Source organism: Okeania sp. KiyG1, assembly GCF_014132355.1.
Lineage (GTDB): Bacteria > Cyanobacteriota > Cyanobacteriia > Cyanobacteriales > Microcoleaceae > Okeania.
This window is the reverse complement of record NZ_BLZO01000005.1, coordinates 21,554-43,777: the sequence shown is the minus strand read 5'-3', so window position 1 is coordinate 43,777 and position 22,224 is coordinate 21,554. Positions and strand designations below refer to the sequence as shown.

Genomic DNA, 22,224 nt, shown 5'->3' with positions numbered 1-22,224 from the left:
TGGCAGAACAATCTTGACCAAAATCCGCTCCTAATTGAACAATTACCACTTAAAACCTCGAACTTTTTGATACTTAAAAAGGCTAAAATCTTTATCTATAAATACTTTGAGATTTAATCAGCAAGCCCTAAATAAATTTTATAGTATAAAATTAAATTTTTAGACTTCCCCAATAATAAGCAGTGACAAAAATATTATTATTGTTTAAAGCTTTTAACCCTTCAATCTAACATACAAACATTTAAAAATAAAAATTACCCGAACAATTAATAGGAAAATTAAAATTTTATTAAATAAAACAAGCAATAATATTACGATCGACGAAAATAAGGGAGAGTATAGAGAATTTTTCTATGCTGTTCGTGATTTTATTGACGAATTCACCCAGTAAGCTGTTATGCAGAATTCCTCCCTTGAAACTCTGGGTATACCACCCAATGCGTGGGCAGTTGATGAGACAACTGCAGATATTACTCGTCCTCCTCTTCCTGCTCAACCTATTGTCATTAAAACTGAAACCAAAAGCATTAAGTTAGATTTAGCTAAAACAGCAATTCTAATTATAGATATGCAAAATGACTTCTGTCACCCTGATGGTTGGTTAGCTCATATTGGTGTAGATGTAACACCTGCAAGGTCTCCCATTCAACCACTAATAAATTTTTTACCACAACTGCGATCGCAAAAGGTTCCAATAATTTGGTTAAACTGGGGAAACCGTCCCGACTTACTGAATATTAGTGCCGGGTTACGCCATGTGTATAACCCCACTGGTAAAGGTATAGGTTTAGGAGACCCACTGCCAAAAAATAATGCCCCCGTACTTATAGAAGGAAGTTGGGCAGCAGCAGTTGTTGATGAGTTAGAGCAACAACCAGAAGATATTCGTGTAAGTAAATATAGGATGAGTGGGTTTTGGGATACTCCTCTTGATAGCATCCTGCGAAATATTGGCAAAACAACTCTGTTATTTGCAGGAGTGAATGCAGACCAATGTGTAATGGCAACATTACAAGATGCAAATTTCCTTGGTTATGACTGCATTTTAGTTTCGGACTGCGCTGCTACTACTTCTCCTGAATATTGTTGGCAAGCTACTATTTATAATGTGAAACAATGTTTTGGGTTTGTCACAAATTCTCATGCTATTTTAGAGGCTATTAATTGAAGAAGGAAGAAGGAAGAAGAAAGAAGGAAGAAGGAAGAAGGAAAAATTGCTTATGGATAGTCAACGTTCGGCCACTTCCTGTCTTATAACCCCAAACAATTTTAAGCACCGCCGTAGACCAAAAAATCAGGTCTCAAGCCTCCCCTTGGCTGTGCCGCGAGCTACCGCTCTACAAGGGGATGAAAAAAAAATCAACTTCAATATTTCAAGCCTCTGACTTTAGGCAGAGGTACTGATAACTGATAACTGATAACTGATAACTGAAATGACGGTGGGGTATTAAACTCGCAAAAGAAAAGATAATAAATATTTTTCTGAAAAGTCTCATGTTCAGTTAAATATTAGTTACAAAAAATAGCACTTTATAGCTGGAGTTAAAAAGATACGAAACTCAACAATTTATATTAAGCTAAGAAGGAAAAAATTTTTAGTTCAAATAAAAAGTAAAATTGCCAAAAATCTTTTATTTATTGCCCGATAAAAACCATAATTTTTCATGCCAACATGAGTAGTTATGATATCACTGGTGTCTAAGCAAAACTAAAACTAAATAATCAATATTTTCCTGAAGAAGTTAACACTATTACCTATAAAAAAATGATTACTCAATGCATGATTCCAGTCCTTAAGTCTCCTCAAGATTATCAAGCATATCGTATTAGTCCCCATGATAGTAATCGATTAGCAATTATTTTCGACCCCGTCATTGCAAATGCTTCTTTAACTGTATGTTTAGAAATTTTTGATGTGGGGGGAAAAACTCCTCCAAATCGACATAATTTAGCGGTAGAAATGTTCTTTATTATTAAAGGAGAAGGAAGGGCAATATGTGACGGAAAATCTGTTAATATTCGTGCTGGTGATAGTATTTTAGTACCACCAACAGGGATTCATGTCATAGAAAATACTGGTTTAACTCGTCTTTATGCTTTATGTATTATGGTGCCCAATGAAGATTTTGCCGAACTAATTCGTAGTGGAATACCAGTAGATTTAGATGAAGAAGATATGCAAGTTCTTTCTCGCTCAAGTTGTATTTAAGAAGGAAGAAGGAAGAAGGAAGAAGGAAGAAGGAAGAAGGAAGAAGTGGATGGGGACTTCAACAATTAATAATTAATAATTAATAATTACCTCTCCTTGAAAAGAAGAGGATTGACGCGGAGCGTGAAAATTTTTTCTTTTTTCTCCTAGATAACTAAACGCCTTTTTCCTTCTACTATAAAACAGGAAGACGAAAGAAGAAAAATATTACCCAAAATTCCAGTTCTCCAATTCTCTTTTTTCTGTTCCTTTTTGCCAAAAATTAAAATGAAAAATTTATATTATATCTGCTTAATTAGCACTCAAAAATATTTTGATTTCTATCCTCCGTTATATCAATTGTGTGTGAAGATACACAGAATTATGAAACTTACTAATTGTCTATATTTATCTACAGTAAACTTTACGGAATAAAAGATAAAAAGGAATAAAAATATTGTTTTTAAATTCTCTTATTTTTCAAGAGAGGCAATTATTAATTGTTAATTACTAAGAAAATTAAAATTTAGATGGTGCGTTACATTTCATTAACGCACCCTACTGGACTGACACAGCTAATTTTATGCATTAGATTACTGGGGCGGGGGCGGGTTTACTCAGTCGTGGGTAACACCATTAACTTAACGCGGAACCCGCCCCTACTATTGCACCATTTTGGGTGTGCCACTCCACTACTGATAACTGATAACTGATAACTGATAACTGAATTGAACTACTCCCTATTCCCTAAAAATGAAAGTTTTACCAAAAGAAACAGCTTCAATATTTACCAGAGATGGAATACGTCTAGATGCTGATATTTATCGCCCTGATGCAGAGGGTAAATTTCCAGTCCTATTAATGCGACAACCTTATGGCAGAGCGATCGCTTCTACAGTAGTCTATGCTCATCCAAAATGGTATGCTTCTCATGGTTATATTGTGATTATTCAAGATGTGCGAGGTAGAGGTACATCTGAGGGGGAATTTCAACTATTTGCCCATGAAATTGAAGATGGAATTGATACTATTAATTGGGCAGCAAATTTACCAGGTAGCACTGGCAAAATAGGGATGTATGGATTTTCTTATCAAGGCATGACTCAACTATATGCTGCTAGTGCTAAACTTCCTGCTTTAAAAACAATTTGTCCTGCTATGATTGCTGATAATTTATATTCAGAATGGGCTTATGAAGGAGGAGCATTTTGTTTACAAACAAACTTAGGTTGGGCAATTCAATTAGCCACAGAAACTGCTCGTTTACAAGGAGATGAAGAAGCTTATCAAGAACTTTATCAAGCTGCTAAAAATTTGTCTTTTTCGACTCCAAGTCCGGCTGTATCAAAAGTGATGAATAAGTATGCACCAGACTCTTTTTATCATCAATGGTTAGAAAATTATCAACCAGGCGAATATTGGCAAAGTCTATCACCAAATTTAGAAAATATAGACCTACCAATGTTACATATTGGTGGTTGGTTTGATACTTATTTACGAGGCACAATTAATTTGTATAAAAAAATATTTTCTCGTAGTAAGTTCTTGCAAAAATTAATAGTAGGTCCTTGGTCTCATATTCCTTGGGGAAGAAAACTAGGAGCTATAAATTATGGTTTAGTAGCTTCTAACCCCATAGATGATTTACAAATATTATGGTTTGACCAATTTCTCAAAGGAATAAATACAGGAATATTAGAGCGATCGCCTGTTTCTTTATTTGAGATGGGAAGTAACGAATGGCGTAATTTTGATTCCTGGCCGAGTAATAATTATCAGTTTTATTATTTAGCTAGTACAGGACTTGCGAATATGAGAGAAGATTCAGGGAAACTCAAGGATAATTGTCCTGATATTTCTACTGATGATATATTTGTACATGACTCTTGGCGACCCGTTCCAGCATTGGGCGGTCATGCCACATTTCCGGCCGGTTCTTTTGAACGTTCAGAATTAGATTGTCGTACTGATATTTTGACTTATACTTCTGAATTTTTAACAGAAGATTTACACATAGCTGGAGATGTTTATGTAGAAGTTTATTGCACAGCAGATACCAGTAGTTTTGACCTTTCGGCGGTGTTATCTGAAGTTAAATCAAACGGCAATGTTTATAATTTTACCCAAGGTTATATTAAGGTTGTTTCTAATGACTTACCAGTGAAAATATCTTTACAGCCAACTTGTATAAAAATTGAGAAAGGTAATACTATTCGATTGAGTTTAAGTGCAGCTTGTTTTCCTGCGTATTTAATTAATCCTGGCATAGATAAGCTACCAAAAGAAGTACGATTAATTGACGCAAAAATTATTACTATAACTGTTAGCTCAGGAAAAAATAATCCTTCACGAATTTCTTTATCTAAGGTAAGTTCAACAATTAATAATTAATAATTAACAATTAATAATTAGGGCTTGCTGATTAAATATCAAAGCATTGAATGATATTGGTTTTAGCATTTTTGGCGTTGGTGAAAAGAGGTATGATATCTTGTCTGGATAAGAGCATAAACAAAAAACTTTCTTCTTCTACTACTGTTTCTTCTTCTTTCAAACCTCCTGACTCCTGAGGACTGACTCCTAAATAATTAGGATTAATATCATACACGCGCTTCACCAACGCCGCATTTTTTTGTCTAAAAAAGTGCCAGCTTTTCAGCTTTTTGAGCTGCATAAAGCTAGTATTTTGGGACGATTATGGCAGAAAAATCAGTCTTATAATTTTTCCGACTACCTCCTCTATAATTCCCATTTCTCCTGTCTTCCCCTCCTGGGAGGGGAGGGGCGAGGGGTGGGTTGTCTCCTGTCTCCTGTCTCCTTCCCCTACTAAAAGACTTTTTCAGCAAACCCGAATTAACAATTACCTCTCCTTGAAAAGAAGAGGATGGACTAAATATTCCAAGTATATGAACAGGACTTACGCACAGCCACTATATCTAGTAGGGGCGTTAACGATAGTTATGCGAAGCAAACAGCAGTTTGCCCCTACAAATGGTGTATAATTTAATATTTTGCGTAAGTCCTGATGAAGTACAGATATTAATAATTAAATGAATGCAAGTGCGGGCATCTTGCCCGCGAGGGACATACCTCACTAAAGTGGAATCCGCTGTATTATTCGTAACATTCTTTTTTCATTCATGGTATTAGCTATTCCCTACTCCCTGCTCGTTCTTCGATGAATGTAGCAATATTTTATGAAATTGATATCAAAGCAGTCAAAAATTAAAAGTATTTAGCAAAAGTATTTAGCAAGAGTTATAGCAGTCGAAGCAAAGGACGCGGACAGTTCAAAGGTTTAAAACTCAGACAAAGTAATACTTTTCCTTCTTCCTTCTTCCTTCTTCCTTCTTCCTTCTTCCTTCTTCCTTCTGCTATATAATAATTGTGAGAAGTAAACTAAAAAATATATAAATATGTTCTATCGTCGTAGTCTTTTAGAAATTGCTGAATATATTTTTATTACTGCTTCTGTTGTCGGATTTTTGGCAAATTATATATTCGATAAACCAATTATTTATGCAGTAGGATGTGTTTTGATTTCTCTGTTAATTAATTTAGTTAATCGACATAAATTGGCAGCACAAATTAAAGTAATTAAATTTGATACTGCTGGAAAACTAGAGCAATATCAAGAGTCAATTTCCCAAATTATTTCCCAGTTACAAAATAGTATAGCTTTTTTTGAATCTACTGCTAAAAACTTAGAGGATAATCAGGAGAATATCGATATTAAGCCTTTGCTGGAAACTATGAAAAGTTTGTCTAATCGATTTGATATTCAGGAGCAAACTATTAAACTGTTACAAAAAGAGCTAGAAATGATTTCTCAGCAGTTTAAACAGCGACCGGAATTACAGCAAATTAATGATTTAACAAGTGTGATTATTGATTTACAGCAGTTTATTAATAAATTGCCAGAGTGGAGCGACCTACGACAACATCAGTTTCAAAAGTTAGAAGAAAAAGTTAATCATGCTTTGCATAAACTTGAGGAAAGTATTGCAGAAAGAAGAAGGAAGAAGGAAGAAGGAAGAAGGAAGAAGGAAGAAGGAAGAGGTGGATGAGAACTCAAACTACAACCAATTGTAATATGAAAGACCAGATTGAATCTAAATTAGACATCTTTTCAACAATCCAAAATACTAGCTTTATGCAGCTCTTTGATCTGAAAAGCTGCCACTTTTTTAGACAAAAAAATGCTAAAATAAATATCAGTCAATGCTTTGATATTTAATCAGCAAACCCTAATTATTAATTATTAATTATTAATTATTAATTATTACCCCTGTTCCCTCTTTCAATTATTTCTTGACGACTTAACGTGCTTAACTAATAATCGAGCGATCGCTTCGAGTTGCTTATGATTAAAACTTTTAATAATTAATTTCACTAACTCTTTAGGTTCTTTTGGCAAAGTTACTTTTTTCTGTTCAGAAGCTTTTGCTATTTCCTTAAGGTCTTGACTCGCCACTATTTCCTGTACTTTTCCTGCTTGGATCAACTCACCTGCTTGATTAAGTTCTTTAATAATTACAGGAGCTAGAATTTGATAAGACAACTTAGAACTAGCGATCGCCTGTCGAGAATATGTAACTAAACTCTTCCAAATTTCTGTATTTTCATCCAACTTCAACAAACCATTACAAATCTCTGTAAGCTGTTTTCTAGATTCAGGAGAGTCAGCCTGTTTAAACACCTCTAACATCTCTTTTAACTTACTTTTAACTTGTTGAGCAAAATTAGATTTAGATATTGTCTTCCCATTAGTAGATTGAGAAACAGTACCACCACTTGCTAAAGTATTCAAATTAGTTTCTAATTCTGAAAATATAGGCAAAGCACTATCAACAATTTCTTGTCCCTCTTCTTCCCTCAAACCATAGGGACTTTGTAGACGTTCTACTAACTCTTTGAGAGTATCATACCCTTTTAAAAATTGAGACTCTACTGTTTGGTCAATATCAACAGGATTTTCGCGTATGATTTTGAAACAATCTTCTAAACGGTGAGCTACCTTTTGTACGCTGTGCATTCCTAACATAGCAGCCCCACCTTTTACAGAATGAGCTGCTCTAAACATATCATTAATAGCTTCAGAATCTGACATTGTAGACTTCAAATCTACCAACCCATTTTCTAGGGTAACTAAATGTTCTTCTGCTTCTAATATAAATAATTGTTTAATCCGATCGTCTTGTTCTGATGACATAATATTTCTCCTAAAAATTACAATTATTAACTAATTAAGTAAGAAAAAAGGAGTTTAGTAGAAAACTCCATTTACTTGAAGTTACTACTTCTATTTTAGCATTAATAACTGGATCTATAAAAGTATATTAAAGTAATTAACGATATATATTTTAATCCTTTTTTGACTGAGAGTTAGGAGATAATTTAATGTTAACTAGCTGTCAGTTATAAGCTTGGGTTGAAATCCCTGGCTTTTACAGGTAGGATAATTTAAGAAGATTTAAAATTCCCTTTTCAACTGCATTTCTCTCGGTTTGAGCTATCAAACTTTCCCTGTTTGCGCAGCATTCCTTTGAGGCAATGCTGACTGCACAAATTTCCATTTGCGGAGCATTCCGTCAGGAAACCCCTTTGATTTTTGTGCCCTACATTACGTCAAATCTTTGTCATGAGGAAATGAGGAGTAGGGGAGTAGGGGAGTAGGGGAGTAGGAGAGATGGTAAAATATAGCATTACTCTTCCGAAATGGTATTAGTACAGATCAAAGGCTTAAAACTCAGACAACACAACATTTTTCCTTCTTCCTTCTTCCCTCTTCCTTCTTCCTTTTGACTTTTAACTTTTAACTTTTGACTTTTGACTTTGTAATTTCTTCCCTCTTCCTTCTTCCTTTTGACTTTTAACTTTTAACTTTTAACTTTTGACTTTTGACTTTGTAATTTCTTCCCTCTTCCTTCTTCCTTTTGACTTTTAACTTTTAACTTTTAACTTTTGACTTTTGACTTTGTAATTTCTTCCCTCTTCCTTCTTCCTTCTTCCTTTTAACTTTTAACTTTTAACTTTTGACTTTTGACTTTGTAATTTCTTCCCTCTTCCTTCTTCCTTCTTCCTTTTAACTTTTAACTTTTAACTTTTGACTTTTGACTTTGTAATTTCTTCCTTCTTCCTTCTTCCTTCTGAACCTTAATGGCCTAAATGACGATTATGCCAATATTTATAGGCAGCATAAGCCAAAGTAACCACACAAGTAACAATCGCAGATTCATCAACCTCAAACTGAGGATGATGTAGAGGATAATTAGGTTTGTCTTTGTGTCCCACTCCTAAACGAAACATCATACCTGGAACTTTCTTCAAATACATAGAAAAGTCTTCCGCACCGAGGGAAGGCTCAGATAAAATACGAACCCGATCGCTGCCCCAAGCTTCCAAAGAAACTGACTCAACCAACTGAGTCAATGCTGGGTCATTTTGCACAGATGGTACTCCCTGACGATAATTTAGTTCATACTTAGCGCCATAAGTATGACAAATATTAGCCACAATATTTTCAATCCATGCAGATAAAACTTTATGGGTATCTGGATGAAGCGATCGTACAGTTCCCCACATTTTTACTTGGTCGGATATCACATTTGGCGCTCGTCCGCCACTAATCTTACCAATTGTTAACACTACAGGTCTTAAAGGATTATGAGTCCTACTAATGGCCTGCTGTAAATTAGTAATTACCTGGGAAGCGATCCAAATTGCATCTATAGCTTCATGGGGACGGGCACCATGACCAGACTCCCCAATAATTGTCAATTCTAAATCATCAGCAGCAGCAGTGAGTACCCCGTGACGAATACCCACAGAACCTGCTGGAATAGTTGGGTAGACATGGACTCCTAAAATTCCCTGTACATCCTCAAGTGCCCCATCTTCAATCATCCAACTTGCACCTTGGGCAATTTCCTCTGCTGGTTGAAACAGAAACCGAACGTTACCTGGTAAGGGTTCTCCCAATTCAGATAATACCATTGCCGCTCCTAGTCCTACAGTTGTATGGACATCATGACCGCAGGCGTGCATAATGCCAGCATTACGGGAGGCAAAATCTAAATTAGTACATTCTTTAATTGGTAAAGCATCCATATCGGTACGAATAGCCAACCATTGATTATTATTATTAACTTTGAGTTCTCCCAGAACGCCAGTTTTACCTATAGACTCTCGTACATGGAGACCACAGGAAGATAACACACCTGCAACATAAGCAGCCGTTTGGTATTCTTGGCCACTTAATTCTGGGTGAGAGTGAATATGACGACGAATTTCAATCATACGGGGGGCGAGGGTAGCTGCTAAATCTTTAATTTTGGTTAACATAGATAATTTATATTTGTGTAGTATTGAGTCTATCTAAAGCACATTAAATGATGATAACAAAGGGGAATTATCCTGGGAAATTATTAAGCAATAAGTTTTGCTGGAAATGGCGATCGCCCACCGTTGTATTATATGGGGAGCGATCTCTGAGTGTCTTTTGAATCCTACTTAACTTTGAGATAAATTTTTTTATTTAGATAGGAGCGATCGCCAACCGTTTGTCTAAAACTAAAAAATAACTGAATACTAAATACTTATCTATTAACTTAAAAACTACTAAATTATTCAAGGGATCTGACTTTATTAATCATGGAAAAAATTTGGCAAAGTCTCATAAATATTACAATTTAGATATACCAGCAATAAAAATATTTTTTATTGCTCTGGCTTTAATAGGAATATTAGGATTAAAAGAACTATTCAGCATAATATTAATTAAGCAAGTTGAGGCTTTAACTCGTAATACAAAAACTACCCTTGACGATCAATTAATTGCATCTGTTAAACAGCCGATAGGGTGGTTTATCTATATACTTGGATTGTGGATTCTACAATTAATCTTAACAGATTCTATTTCTCCCCAATTAAATCAAATAGTTACAGGAATTATTAACTTAGCAATAGTAGGTAATTTTTCACTAATTGTCTACCGTATCTCTCCGATATTAGGAGACTTTTTTAGTAAGTTCTCAGCTCAAACTGAGACTGAATTAGATGATATTATTAGCCCTTATCTTCCGATATTATTTAGGTTAACTGCTATCCTGATTTTTGGCTTAAAAGCAGGAGAATTATTACTAGGAACTTCTGTTACTGCAATCTTTGGTTTAGTCGGTGGCGCTGGTTTAACGTTAGGTTTATTATTTAAGGATGTTATTAGTGATTGGTTAGCTACAATTGTAATTTACAGTGACAGCTTGTATCGTGAAAATGATTTGATTTTACTACCAAGTGGTGTTTTGGGGCAGGTTACGAAAATTGGTATTAGAAGTACAACAATTTATTTAAAGTTTAAGGGAGCTATTCAGAAAGTTCCTAACTCTAAAATGATTGATGGCAACATCAAAAATTTCTGCCAACAGCCAATTGAAAATCGGAAAGCAGCTATTGATTTATTCATTAAAATTGACGGAATTTCAGCTCAGAAAATAGCCGATATTAATGAGAAAATTCGACAAATTCCTAAATCAATTGACATTTTAGATGATTCTTGTCTGGTGAGATTTGATGGATTGGACAGAAATGCTCGCGTGATTAGAGTAATTGGATATACTAACAATTTAGATAAGTATTATAGCTCTTATGACAAATTAAATTTGGCAATTTTGGCTTTATTGGAGCAAGAGAGAATAGATTTATTTAATATTAATATTATTAGTGATACAGAAACTTATAAAAGTTGGCAGTCTAGTCAAAATTTAGGGATTGAACAAGGAAATAGAGAATATATAAATCCTATTTAAGTTGTAATATTTTCCTGGCAGCTAGGAGTCATATCAAGTTCGGTAGCATCGTTATTGTAAAGGTAAGGAAGAAGGAAGAGGGAAGAAGTGAAGAGGGAAGAAGGCTTTAGTTATCTAGAATAGAAGACTCAAAAGTCCAAAAAATCTGAAATTTTTTGTAGATATTCACCCTTGGGTTTACACAAACGATACCAGCGGACATGATATCAGGAATCAGGAGTCAGGAGTCATAGTTTTCAATGTTTTCAACTCAGATTAACTATTAGAAAAAATATTACCAAATAATTAGGGTTTGCTGAAAAAGTCTTTTAGTAGGACTAGGAGAGAGGAGACAGGAGACAGGAGAAATGGGAATGAGCGAAGAGGTAGGGGTAAGAATTGTAAGAATGATTTTTCTCCCATAATCGTCCCAAAATACTAGCTTTTTGAGCGTTTTAGACTAAAAAGCAGGCACTTTAGGAAAGGAAGTTAGTTTTTGAAGGTGCGATCGCACTCCGTAGCCATGTTAAAGCTGGTTTTTGGCAAGCGCTCACCATTAGAGTTGTTGGGAAATAACTGAGGTTAGCGAAAAATGAAAACTCAGCCCGATCAATTTTGGTTAGTAATCTTCTGAGTAACCTGTTAAGTTTTTGTCTTGTTTTAAGGCTCGTTCAATATTTAGCATTTTTCTGGCCAATTTCTGTTAAAATCATTTTACCTTATTTCCCAACAACTCTATTATCATCTACAGTATGCAAACTCAGCGTAAGCTGGGTTACGCTGAGGTCATTTCACTTTAGCGATGCTAGTCCTCTAATAGACTTGCTCCTGGACCAGAGATTTCCCACAATGACCGATTGTAGTAGTTAGCATCCGACCCTGTCATGACAGGACTATCCAACCAACCACCTTCATCTCCTGGCTCACCAGTGAAGATACTACCTGTTGAGAATAGTTGACGATTAGTTTCTTTGTTTTCCAACCGATATGCATCTCCTTGCTTAACGATGTACCACTGTGCGCGATTATAGTAGTTAGCATCTGCCCCTACAATAGGATGAATATTGAGCCAACCTCCTTCATCTCCTGGCTCACCAGTGAAGATATCCCCTGTTGAGAAGGCATAACGATTAGTTTCGACGTTTTTCAGCGTGTAGGCATCACCTCGCTTCTCTAAATACCACTGTCCACGATTGTAGTAGTTAGCATCGCTCCCCAAAACAGGAGGACTGGAGAGCCAACCTCCTTCATCTCCTGGCTCACCAGGGAAAACATTCCCTGCAGAGAACAAGTAACGATTTGTCTCGACGTTTTTCAGTTGAACCAGATTATCCCAGTCTGGGCTGGCTACTGCCACATCTGGAGCCATTGTTAATGGAAGAACTGTCAAGGCTGTCAACACTACAACCATCAGAAGTGCTTGAAAATACTTTGAAATCTTTTGCTTGATCATTTTTACCCTTATGGACATTGAGTTGATAGTTTTTGGACTTTGGACAAAATTTGATGTTCTGTCTTCCGTGCTCTATATATAACTCTATATATAAAACGATCACATAGGGCTATTTCTGACAAAATTTATTGGGTTGGGAGCGCTTTTTTTCTAAATCGGGTCATAACGAGAAAAAGGGTGAGTGAAAAAAGGTGTGGGGGAAATAACAAGCAGACGCGGAGAATTGAAATCCTGGGGTTGCACATTATCGAATGATACTGCAAAAAATAGGTGTTCGATTTTGACTAAAAAAAACCATTAATTAATAATTCTAGTAATTCTCAAATCCAAAATCCTTTTCATCAAAAATTTCAAATCATTCGTCACTGTGCAACGCCGAAATCCTACGTAAAATGTCGTTAACCTCGAAAAGTTGGCACAAAAAAGGGCGATTTATTAACCATTCTTTACAAATCATTCTCTTTGATGGGACGTTTATTGCAGTATCAATTTGTTGTGCGCAATTGCAAAATACTAATGGTCCGGCAAGCAACCGCTAAAACCCTATAGAACCCATTTGAGATGGGGAGATGGGGAGATGGGGAGATGGGGAGATTGAAGTGTGGATAGAATCATAAACATATACTGTATAACCGGATTATATATCATACCTCAAATTAGCAACGCCTAATAAATTAACTAAAATATAATAAATAGTATTTTGACTGGACAGTTAAATTAAATTAGTGTGTTTCTATAAGCTATGAAAACTGTTAGATTAAACTATCCTTTATCTCTACTAATGCCATTACTAGCAATAGTAGTTGCAACCCCCGCCAAAGCACAACCCATTACCCCCGCAAATGACGGTACAGGAACAACTGTCACACCACAGGGCAACCAATTTAATATTCAAGGGGGAACCAAGAGTGGGGCAAACCTCTTCCACAGTTTTGACCAATTCAACCTCAACTCCGGCCAAACAGCTAACTTTCTCACTGCCCCAGATACCCGAAATATTTTAGGCAGAGTCACAGGGGGAAATGCCTCTATTATTAATGGTTTAATTCAAGTCATTGGTGGTAACTCTAACCTCTTTCTCATGAACCCTGCGGGAATTATTTTCGGCCAGAATGCTAGTCTTAATGTACCCGCCTCTTTCAGCGTTACGACGGCGACTGGTATTGGGTTTAACGGTAATAATTTCTGGTTTCAGGCCATGGGAACAAATGATTATGCAAATTTAGTCGGAAACCCTAGTGGTTATCGTTTTAACGTATCAAACCCAGGCGTTATAGTTAATGAAGGAAACTTAAGTTTAACTCCTGGTGAAAATCTGACTTTACTTGGTGGCGTCGTCGTTAATACTGGGGAACTCTCTACAGCAGGGGGTAATATTACGATCGCTGCAGTGGAAGGTGGTAGTACTCTGAGAATATCTCAACCAGGACATTTATTAAGTTTGGAAATATCTTCATCAGTGGAAAATGAGGCAGATATTTCTAATTTTACTCCCCTATCTTTACCAGAGTTATTAACAGGGGGAGAAACAAGTCACGCCACATCGATGACTGTTAATGCTGATGGTGATGTGGTTTTGATAGATACAAATACAATAGTTGCTGATGTATCGGGAGATGCTGTCGCTTCAGGAAATATAGATGTATCAACAACTCCCCCCCTTTCAAAGGGGGGTCAGGGGGGAGATAATATTGGTGGACAGATTAATATTTTGGGCGATCGCGTGGCAGTGATAGATGCGAATATTAATGCTAATGGTTTTAATGGAGGGGGAACAATATTAATAGGAGGTGATTTTCAAGGCAATGGAATAGTGAGTAATTCTCGGCAAACTTTTGTTGATGGAAGTTCGTTTATTTCGGCTGATGCTATTAGTTATGGTGATGGAGGAAGGGTAATAGTTTGGTCGGATGGCATTACTAATTTTGGGGGGAATATTAGTGCTAAAGGTGGAGAGTTTTCTGGGGATGGGGGGTTTGTTGAAGTTTCGGGAAAACAACGGTTGATTTTTGATGGAAGTGTTAATGTTAGTGCTGCATCTGGAAATTCTGGAACGATTTTATTAGACCCGGAAAATATTGAGGTTGGAGAGTCAGAAGACACTGAAATAACAGAGGATAATTCTGACAATTCAGAAATAAATGAAAATTCTGATTCTGATTCTGAAATAACAGAGGATAATTCTGAAGTTGAATCTACTGAAAATTCTAACAATTCAGAAATAAATGAAAATTCTGATTCTGATTCTGAAATAACAGAGGATAATTCTGAAGTTGAATCTACTGAAAATTCTAACAATTCTGAAATAACTGAAAATTATGATTCTGATTCAGAAACAACAGGGGATAATTCTGAAGTTGAATCTAATGAAAATTCTGACAATTCTGAAATAACTGAAAATTATGATTCTAATTCTGAAATAACAGGGGATAATTCTGAAATTGAATCTACTGAAAATATTGACAATTCTGAAATAACTGAAACAGAAACACCAACAGACCCCTTTGCTCAAGATGAAAATTATAACGTCACAATTTCTGCTGAAAATCTAGAAGACTTATCAGGAGAAATAATTCTCCAAGCTGACAACGATATAACAGTAAATGAAAAAATTGAAACTGACTCATCAGTAGAAATAAAGGCTGGTAGAAGTATTAATATAAATGCCGATATTGACACATCTACAGGTAATGGAAATATTACTTTATTTGGTAATGATAATAATGCCAATATAGAAAATCGTAGTGATGGAGCAGCATCAATTAATCAAAGAGAAGGAACAACATTAAATGCTGGAAATGGAAGAATCGCTATTAGATTAGGTGGTTTAGGAGAAATAGGAGATATAAATCTAGCTAATTTAACCACAGAAGGACGAGTAATACTTAATGCTAATAGTGGTAATATTACCCAAGTTTCACCCAATAGTTTAATCAGAGCAAACACAATACTTTTAAGAACCCGTAGACAAGGAGGAATCGGATTATCAGAAAATCCATTGCGATTAGATGTAAATAATTTAGAAGCAATTACAGGCAAGGGCGGAGCATTAATAGATGCTATTTCATCTCTAACAATTGGTGGAGTAAATGGAGAATTAACAGGAATTTCTACAGGTGGGAGAGCTGGAAAAATTCGGTTAAATGTGGATGGAAATCTAAATATTGAAGAAAAAATAGAAGCAGCGAATAATGTGAGGTTGACTGCTAGTGAAAGTGTAAATATTAATGCAGATATTAAGACGGCGGATGGGAATGGAAATATTTTTATTCAAGGTAATGGAGAGATAGAAATAGCAAATATAATTCCAGGAGACGAAACAAATTTAGGAGCAGATAGTGAACCAACTACAGATGAAATAGGAAATTTTATACCAGTAATAGAAAATGTAAGAAGTATTATTCAAGGAGAAGAAACAAATTTAGAGGCCGGAAGTGGCACTATTAGAATTGAGTTAGGAAATTTGGGGGATGTAGGAGATATAAAATTGGCAAATTTAACTACAACAGGTCGAGTTTTGGTTAATGGAAATGGGGGAAATATTGAAAGTATTTCGGAAAATTCTTTGATAAATGCAGGTAGTATTTTATTCCTAACTTCTGGGAATGGTGGAATTGGTTTATCTGAAGCACCCTTACGTTTAAACGCAGAAAAATTAGAGGCAGTTGCTGGTAGTAATGGAGCATTTTTTGAAGTTTTGGGAGAAATAAATATTGGTGGCGTGAGGGAAAATGTAATAGGAATTTCAACTACTGAAGGAGGAGATATTCAACTTTCGGCGGAAGGTAAAATTACAGTGACAGAAAAAATTTCCACAGCGACAAGCGAGGTAGATGCAGGGAATATAATTATTGAAAGTAATAGTGGTGGAATTGATACAACGGAAAGTAAAATTAATGCCTCTTCGGAGTTAGGAAGTGGAGGTAATATTACCCTTATAGGAGAAGGAGATATTCAGACAGCAAATGTGGATACTTCTGCTAGTGGAAATGGAGCAGGTGGTCAGATAAAAATAGAGAGTCGCTCTGGTTCAATAGTTACTACAGAAGGTAAAGTTATTTCGGCATCAAGTTATGGTAACGGCGGAGATATTGAAATTAGAGCAAAAGGCGACATTACAACCAGCGGTCTATTTTCTGTTTCCTCAGACTCAATAGTTAGTGAAAATTTAAACCCTGCCGTAATTACAGGAGGTATTGGCGACGGAGGTAATATTATTCTGGAAGCTGGTGGTAATATTGATACCACAGGTGAAACTGTTAACTCTGTTTCTATAAAAGGTAACTCTGGAAATATAATTTTTACAGCAGATGGAAATATTTCTACGGGTGACATTCTTTCCTTTACTTATAGCAGTAACAAAGGAGGAAATATTACTTTCAATGCTGGTGGTAACATTGATACTACTGCAGATGTGATTCGTTCTGATAGTGCTGGGGATGGGGGAAATATTGAAATGACAGCTAATGGAGATATTACGACAAACTTTATTTCTGCCTCGTCATTAGTAACTCCAAACTTCCCTGATGATGGCAATGAAAATAAAGGTGGAAATGTCACTTTGACCGCAGGAGGCAATATTGATGCTAGGGCAAGTCAAATACAAGCTGGTTCCGATAAAGGAGATGGGGGGAATATCACTTTGACAGCTGAGGGTAATATTTTTACCGAAAAAATACTTGCCTCATCTAACGAAAGTGGCAATGGAGGAAATATTGATATTCAAGCAGGAGGAAATATTGACACTAGCATCGATCGCCTTGACTCTGGTTCTAGAGAAAGAGATGCAGGGGACATTACTCTTACAAGTGGAGGTAATATTTTCACAAGTAGTATAAACTCAAATTCTGGTTCTTCTCTGGGTAATGGGGGAGAGATAACTTTAGATGCGGTTGGTACTATTGATACTACTGGTGGGAGATTAAGTTCAGGTTCTGCTGGCACCAACTCAGGCAATATTTCCCTAACTGCAAATAATTCAGTTATTACTGGCAACATCGATACTGCGGGAGTTCAACAAGGGGGCGATATTAATATTACGAGTGCTTCCGGTAATATAGATACCAGTTTGGGTTTACTCAACTCATCTTCGGAAGGTAGGGGTGGAAATATTACTTTTAATGCTGAACAGAGAATTTACACTGGAAATATCAATACATCGGGAATAGAAAGAGGTGGTAATATTGACCTCACCAGTAATTCTAGCGATATTAATACTAATGCGGGAGAGTTAAATACCACTGCTGAAAATGGCGAGGATGGAAATATCAATATGAATGCTAACAACGGCAGTATTGAAATTGGTGAAATTAACCCGGCAAAAAATATAACTATTACTGATGGAGGGGAAGAGGATGCTTTTAACTCAGACTCCGACAGTAGTATTAGTAGTGATGCAGACCAAATTAACGACCAAAAGGGCGAAGTTAGTTTACAAGCACACAATGATATTACTATTAACGAACCTATTAATTCTGATGAAATTTCCAATTTGGAGCTAAAAGCAGGTCGCAATATAAATATCAATGCTGACATAGACACTTCTGGAGGAAATGGCAATATTACTCTCAGCGCTAATGACAATAATGCAGATATTAATTATCGCCAAGCAGGTACAGGTAATATAACCATGGCAGAAGATACCATCCTAGATGCAGGTAGTGGAAATATTACAATTCAATTAGGTACTCTCAGAGAAATTGGAGATATTACCCTCAGCAACCTCCGCACAACTGGAACAGTAATAGTTAACGCCGAAGGAGGTAATATTTTCGCTGCTTCAGAAAATTCCCTAGTCAGAGCAAACAACATTATTTTTCAGACTCGCAACAGTGGTGGAATAGGTTTATCATCACAACCAATTAATTTAGAAGTAGATAATTTAGAAGCTAGAGCAGGTAGTGCTGGAATATTTCTCAACTCTCCCACCCAGGGACTGAGTATTGGGAATACCACAGATTTAATTAGAGGCGTTTTAACCTCCGGTGGAGGGGAAATTGAAATTACCGCAGCAGGAAATATTGAAGCTACAGAACCAATATCCACAGTTACCGACTCAGAAACATCAGGAAATATCACCCTCAACTCCACCGGAGACATCAATACTGCCAACAGCAAAATATTATCTTGGTCTAACAACCAAGCAGGAAATGTCACCCTCAACGCAGAAGGAAATATTTCCACTGCCAGTATTGATGCTAACTCCTTCGGTATTGGTAGAGGAGGAGACATTACCCTAGATGCAGGAGGCACCATAAATACCACTGGTGGAACATTACGGTCTAGCTCCGAAGCAGGTGACGCCGGAAATGTGAATATTACTGCCAACAATAATATTAATACCGCTAATATTCTCAGCTATTCTGGCGAAGAAGCAGGAGAAGATAACCGTGGTGGAGATATTACTATTACATCCCGCAACGGATCTATCGACACAACCGCAGGAATTATTAATGAATTTCCCACCGACACAGACATTACCTCCCTTGAAGTTGCCACCTTTTTTGAACGTTTTGTCGCTAACTTAGCAACAAAAGCAAACAATGGCACGGGTGGTAATATTACTCTTTCTGCTAAAGAAAATATTACTGTGGGTGGTATTAGTGGAATAGGAGGTGAAATTAGCGGTAATATTAGTGTCAGTAGTGAAATAGGTGACATTGACATTGGCGATATTTTTTCTACCAGTCGCAATGAGACCAGCGGGAATATTACTATCCAAAGTAACCAAGGTAATATAGAACTTAACCATATTGCCTCCTATTCTGTTAACGGTACCGGAGGAGATATTAATCTCAATGCTGATGGCAGTGTCACCATCAAAAACATTGCCTCATTTGGGCCTCAAGAAAGTGGGGATGTTAATATCCAAAGTAATAACAGCACTATTACCACTCGTAAAATTCAAACTATTGCCGAAAATGGCACCAGTGGCAATATTCGCCTCAATACCTATAATTTTCAAGGTGATATTAATACGGCAGATATTCAGTCAATAGGCGATCGCTCATCGGGAGAAGTGGAGGTTATTGCTGCTGATGGTTCTATTACTACTCAAAATATTGAGTCTCTCTCCAACTCTGGTAACTCAGACGATATTACTGTCGAAGCGGGAGAAGATATTAATACTGAGGACATTAATTCTAGTGGTGGAGAAAATAGTGGAGATATAGAGGTTAGTAGCGATAATGGCGAGGTAAATACGGGCAATATTGAATCTAGTGGCAACTCTGGAGACTCAGGTAATATTGATGTTAGTGCGGAAGAGGATATTAATACAGAAAATATTAGTACCTATGGCAATAATAATAGTGGAGATATTTCTGTTAATAGTCAGGAGGGTTCTGTTAATACTAATAATATTGAAACTGAAGCTGAAACTGGAAATTCTGGCGATATAGATATTGCTGCAATATATGGTATTAATACTGAAAATATTAGTTCTATCGGTGGGGAGAATAGTGGAGATATTTCTGTTAATAGTCAGGAGGGTTCTGTTAATACTAATAATATTGAAACAATTGCCGAAACTGGAGATTCTGGGTATATAAATATTGTCGCAAGAGACGATATAAATACAGGTCATATTAGTTCTATTGCTGGAGAGAATAGTGGGAATATTTCTGTTAATAGTCAGGCAGGTTCTGTTAATACCGAAAATATTACGACTCAAGCAGAAACAGGTACTGCTGGGGACATTGATATTAGTGCTAGAAATAATATAAATACAGGCAATATTACTTCCACTGCTCCTCAAGAAAGTGGCAATATTAATCTGACCACTGAAGTTGGTCAAATTAACACAGGTGAAATCTTTACAGAGACAGGAAAAATTAATCTTAATCAACCAAACAATAATCTTAGCCAGCCAAACAATAATCTTAATCAATCAAACAATAGTCTTAGCCAACCAACTGAAAATAATCCCATTTCTATAGCTCCCATATCCACACCTTCAACTACTAACAATACTCCAACACCAACAATTATTAATCCAACTACACAAATATCTGAAAATTCACCCCCAACACCAACAATTATTAATCCAACTACACAAATATCTGAAAATTCACCCCCAACACCAACAATTATTAATCCAACTACACAAATATCTGAAAATTCACCCCCAACACCAACCAATAACCTAACTCCACCATCAAAAACACCAAAATCCAACCCATCACCAATTACCAACCACTCTCCCTCTCCCATAATCAATAATAATCAAACCTCAACTTCAACTAATACCAATCCATCAACAATAAATAATCATCCCAATCCCATAACTCCCACTTCATCTATCAATAATAATCCTAGAGAAAATCCAGCAAATATATCTGCCAGACAAACCAGAAATACCACTAACTTTTCGAGAACCACCACAACTCAAAATACCATTCAATCCCCACAAAATAACAGTGAAACTCTCATCAACACAAATCCCAAAAATACGATTAACTCTAACAATACCAATAACCCCAATAACCCTCTACCAAACTCAAGCCAAACCAATCAACAATTACCACAATTAAATCTAACCCCAACCAATCCATTAACAATAGAAACCTCACCATCCCAAATAATATTAGCCCTAGAAAAAAACCGAATCGAAGAATATTCAAATTATCTAGGAGAAAATCTCGACCAAAAATTACTATCCACAAAAAACGTCAGAGAAATCCTAGTAGATATGCACCATCAGACCGGAAAAAAATCAGCAGTTATCTACGTCAACGTTCATCAAGACCAACTACAACTAATATTATTCACCCCCGACGGTCAATCTATTCTCAAAACTATTTCTGAAGTCAATAGAAAACAACTATGGGAAATAGCAATAAAATTTTATCTAGATATTATCGACCCGAAACAACGCAACAATCATAACTATTTACCAACAGCAAAAAAACTATACAACTGGTTAATATCTCCAATTTCAGCAGAATTAAAAGCAGCAAATATTGATACATTACTATTTAGTATGGATGCAGGTTTTCGCCTCTTACCCTTAGCAGCATTACATGATGGAAAACAATTTTTAATCGAAAAATATAACGTCAGTTTAATACCCAGCGTCAGCTTAATGAATAGTAACTACAACTCCCTCAAAAATACAAAACTTTTAGCAATGGGAGCCAGTAAATTTTCTAACAAACCACCCTTACCAGCAGTACCAGTAGAATTAAAAGCCATTACCAAAAATTCACAACAAGGTAATATTTTTCTCAACGAAGAATTTACTCGAAAAAACCTAATTAATCAACGCCAAAATTATCCCTATCCAATTATTCACCTAGCTACTCATGCAGAATTTAGAGCGGGGAATGCCAGTAAATCTTATATTCAACTATGGAACGATAAATTACACCTACATCAAATCCGCGATTTAGAATGGAATAATCCCGAAGTTGAACTATTAGTATTATCCGCCTGTCGTACAGCAGTAGGAGATAAAAATTCTGAACTAGGTTTTGCCGGGTTAGCAATAGCAACCGGAGTTAGATCGGTATTAGCAAGTTTATGGTTAGTTAATGATGAAGGAACATTAGGATTAATGACAGAATTTTACTCTCACTTAGGTAATGTTAGTATTAAAGCTGAAGCATTACGAGCAGCACAAATAGCAATGTTAAAGGGTAAAGTTGTTATCGAAAATGGTATGTTAAAAGTTTCAGGAAGCCGTGGAGAAATGCCTTTACCTCCAGAGTTAGCTCAGATGAATCAGAAAAATTTTTCCCATCCCTATTACTGGGCAGGGTTTACAATGGTCGGTAGTCCTTGGTAGTGGAGCGGAATAT

Annotated in this window: 10 protein-coding genes; 6 read left to right on the top strand and 4 right to left on the bottom strand. The window is 36.2% G+C overall.

The genetic code is table 11. From position 1 onward, the window contains the following. Positions 1-397 precede the first annotated feature (397 nt). The 3 genes from SAGCYANO_RS00410 to SAGCYANO_RS00400 all read left to right on the top strand — a co-directional run bounded on the left by SAGCYANO_RS00410 (position 398) and on the right by SAGCYANO_RS00400 (position 4,579). On the top strand, positions 398-1,168 hold the full coding sequence (locus SAGCYANO_RS00410) for a cysteine hydrolase family protein (protein ID WP_202218282.1): 771 nt from the start codon (positions 398-400) through the stop codon (positions 1,166-1,168). 597 nt (positions 1,169-1,765) lie between these two features. Further along, positions 1,766-2,209, top strand: a complete 444-nt coding sequence (locus SAGCYANO_RS00405; protein ID WP_202218281.1) for a cupin domain-containing protein — start codon at positions 1,766-1,768, stop codon at positions 2,207-2,209. A 732-nt stretch (positions 2,210-2,941) separates the two neighbouring features. Beyond that, positions 2,942-4,579 (top strand): CocE/NonD family hydrolase, encoded by a 1,638-nt coding sequence (locus SAGCYANO_RS00400; protein ID WP_202218280.1) that lies wholly within the window; start codon positions 2,942-2,944, stop codon positions 4,577-4,579. Positions 4,580-4,610: 31 nt separating this feature from the next. On the opposite strand, the gene SAGCYANO_RS00395 is transcribed toward SAGCYANO_RS00400, so the two are convergent. Further along, entirely contained in the window at positions 4,611-4,862 is a 252-nt protein-coding gene (locus tag SAGCYANO_RS00395) for a hypothetical protein (RefSeq protein WP_202218279.1), read from the bottom strand. Positions 4,863-5,604: 742 nt separating this feature from the next. On the opposite strand from SAGCYANO_RS00395, the gene SAGCYANO_RS00390 reads away from it, so the two are divergent. Then, complete coding sequence (locus SAGCYANO_RS00390; protein ID WP_202218278.1) at positions 5,605-6,255, top strand: hypothetical protein; 651 nt, start codon at positions 5,605-5,607, stop codon at positions 6,253-6,255. Between the two features lie 233 nt (positions 6,256-6,488). Here SAGCYANO_RS00390 and SAGCYANO_RS00385 read toward each other — a convergent pair whose 3' ends face one another. Both SAGCYANO_RS00385 and SAGCYANO_RS00380 read right to left on the bottom strand, forming a co-directional pair. Beyond that, a complete protein-coding gene (locus tag SAGCYANO_RS00385; protein WP_202218277.1) occupies positions 6,489-7,400 on the bottom strand; it encodes an Hpt domain-containing protein in 912 nt (303 codons plus the stop codon). 944 nt (positions 7,401-8,344) lie between these two features. Further along, positions 8,345-9,532: a M20 family metallopeptidase gene (locus SAGCYANO_RS00380; protein ID WP_202218276.1), complete on the bottom strand. Its 1,188-nt coding sequence runs from the start codon at positions 9,530-9,532 to the stop codon at positions 8,345-8,347. A 320-nt stretch (positions 9,533-9,852) separates the two neighbouring features. On the opposite strand from SAGCYANO_RS00380, the gene SAGCYANO_RS00375 reads away from it, so the two are divergent. Continuing rightward, complete coding sequence (locus tag SAGCYANO_RS00375; RefSeq protein ID WP_202218275.1) at positions 9,853-10,995, top strand: mechanosensitive ion channel family protein; 1,143 nt, start codon at positions 9,853-9,855, stop codon at positions 10,993-10,995. A gap of 784 nt (positions 10,996-11,779) precedes the next feature. Here SAGCYANO_RS00375 and SAGCYANO_RS00370 read toward each other — a convergent pair. Further along, positions 11,780-12,427, bottom strand: a complete 648-nt coding sequence (locus SAGCYANO_RS00370; protein WP_202218274.1) for an RICIN domain-containing protein — start codon at positions 12,425-12,427, stop codon at positions 11,780-11,782. A gap of 742 nt (positions 12,428-13,169) precedes the next feature. Between SAGCYANO_RS00370 and SAGCYANO_RS00365 the strand changes: the two genes are divergently transcribed. Next, entirely contained in the window at positions 13,170-22,211 is a 9,042-nt protein-coding gene (locus SAGCYANO_RS00365; protein ID WP_202218273.1) for a CHAT domain-containing protein, read from the top strand. Positions 22,212-22,224 lie beyond the last annotated feature (13 nt).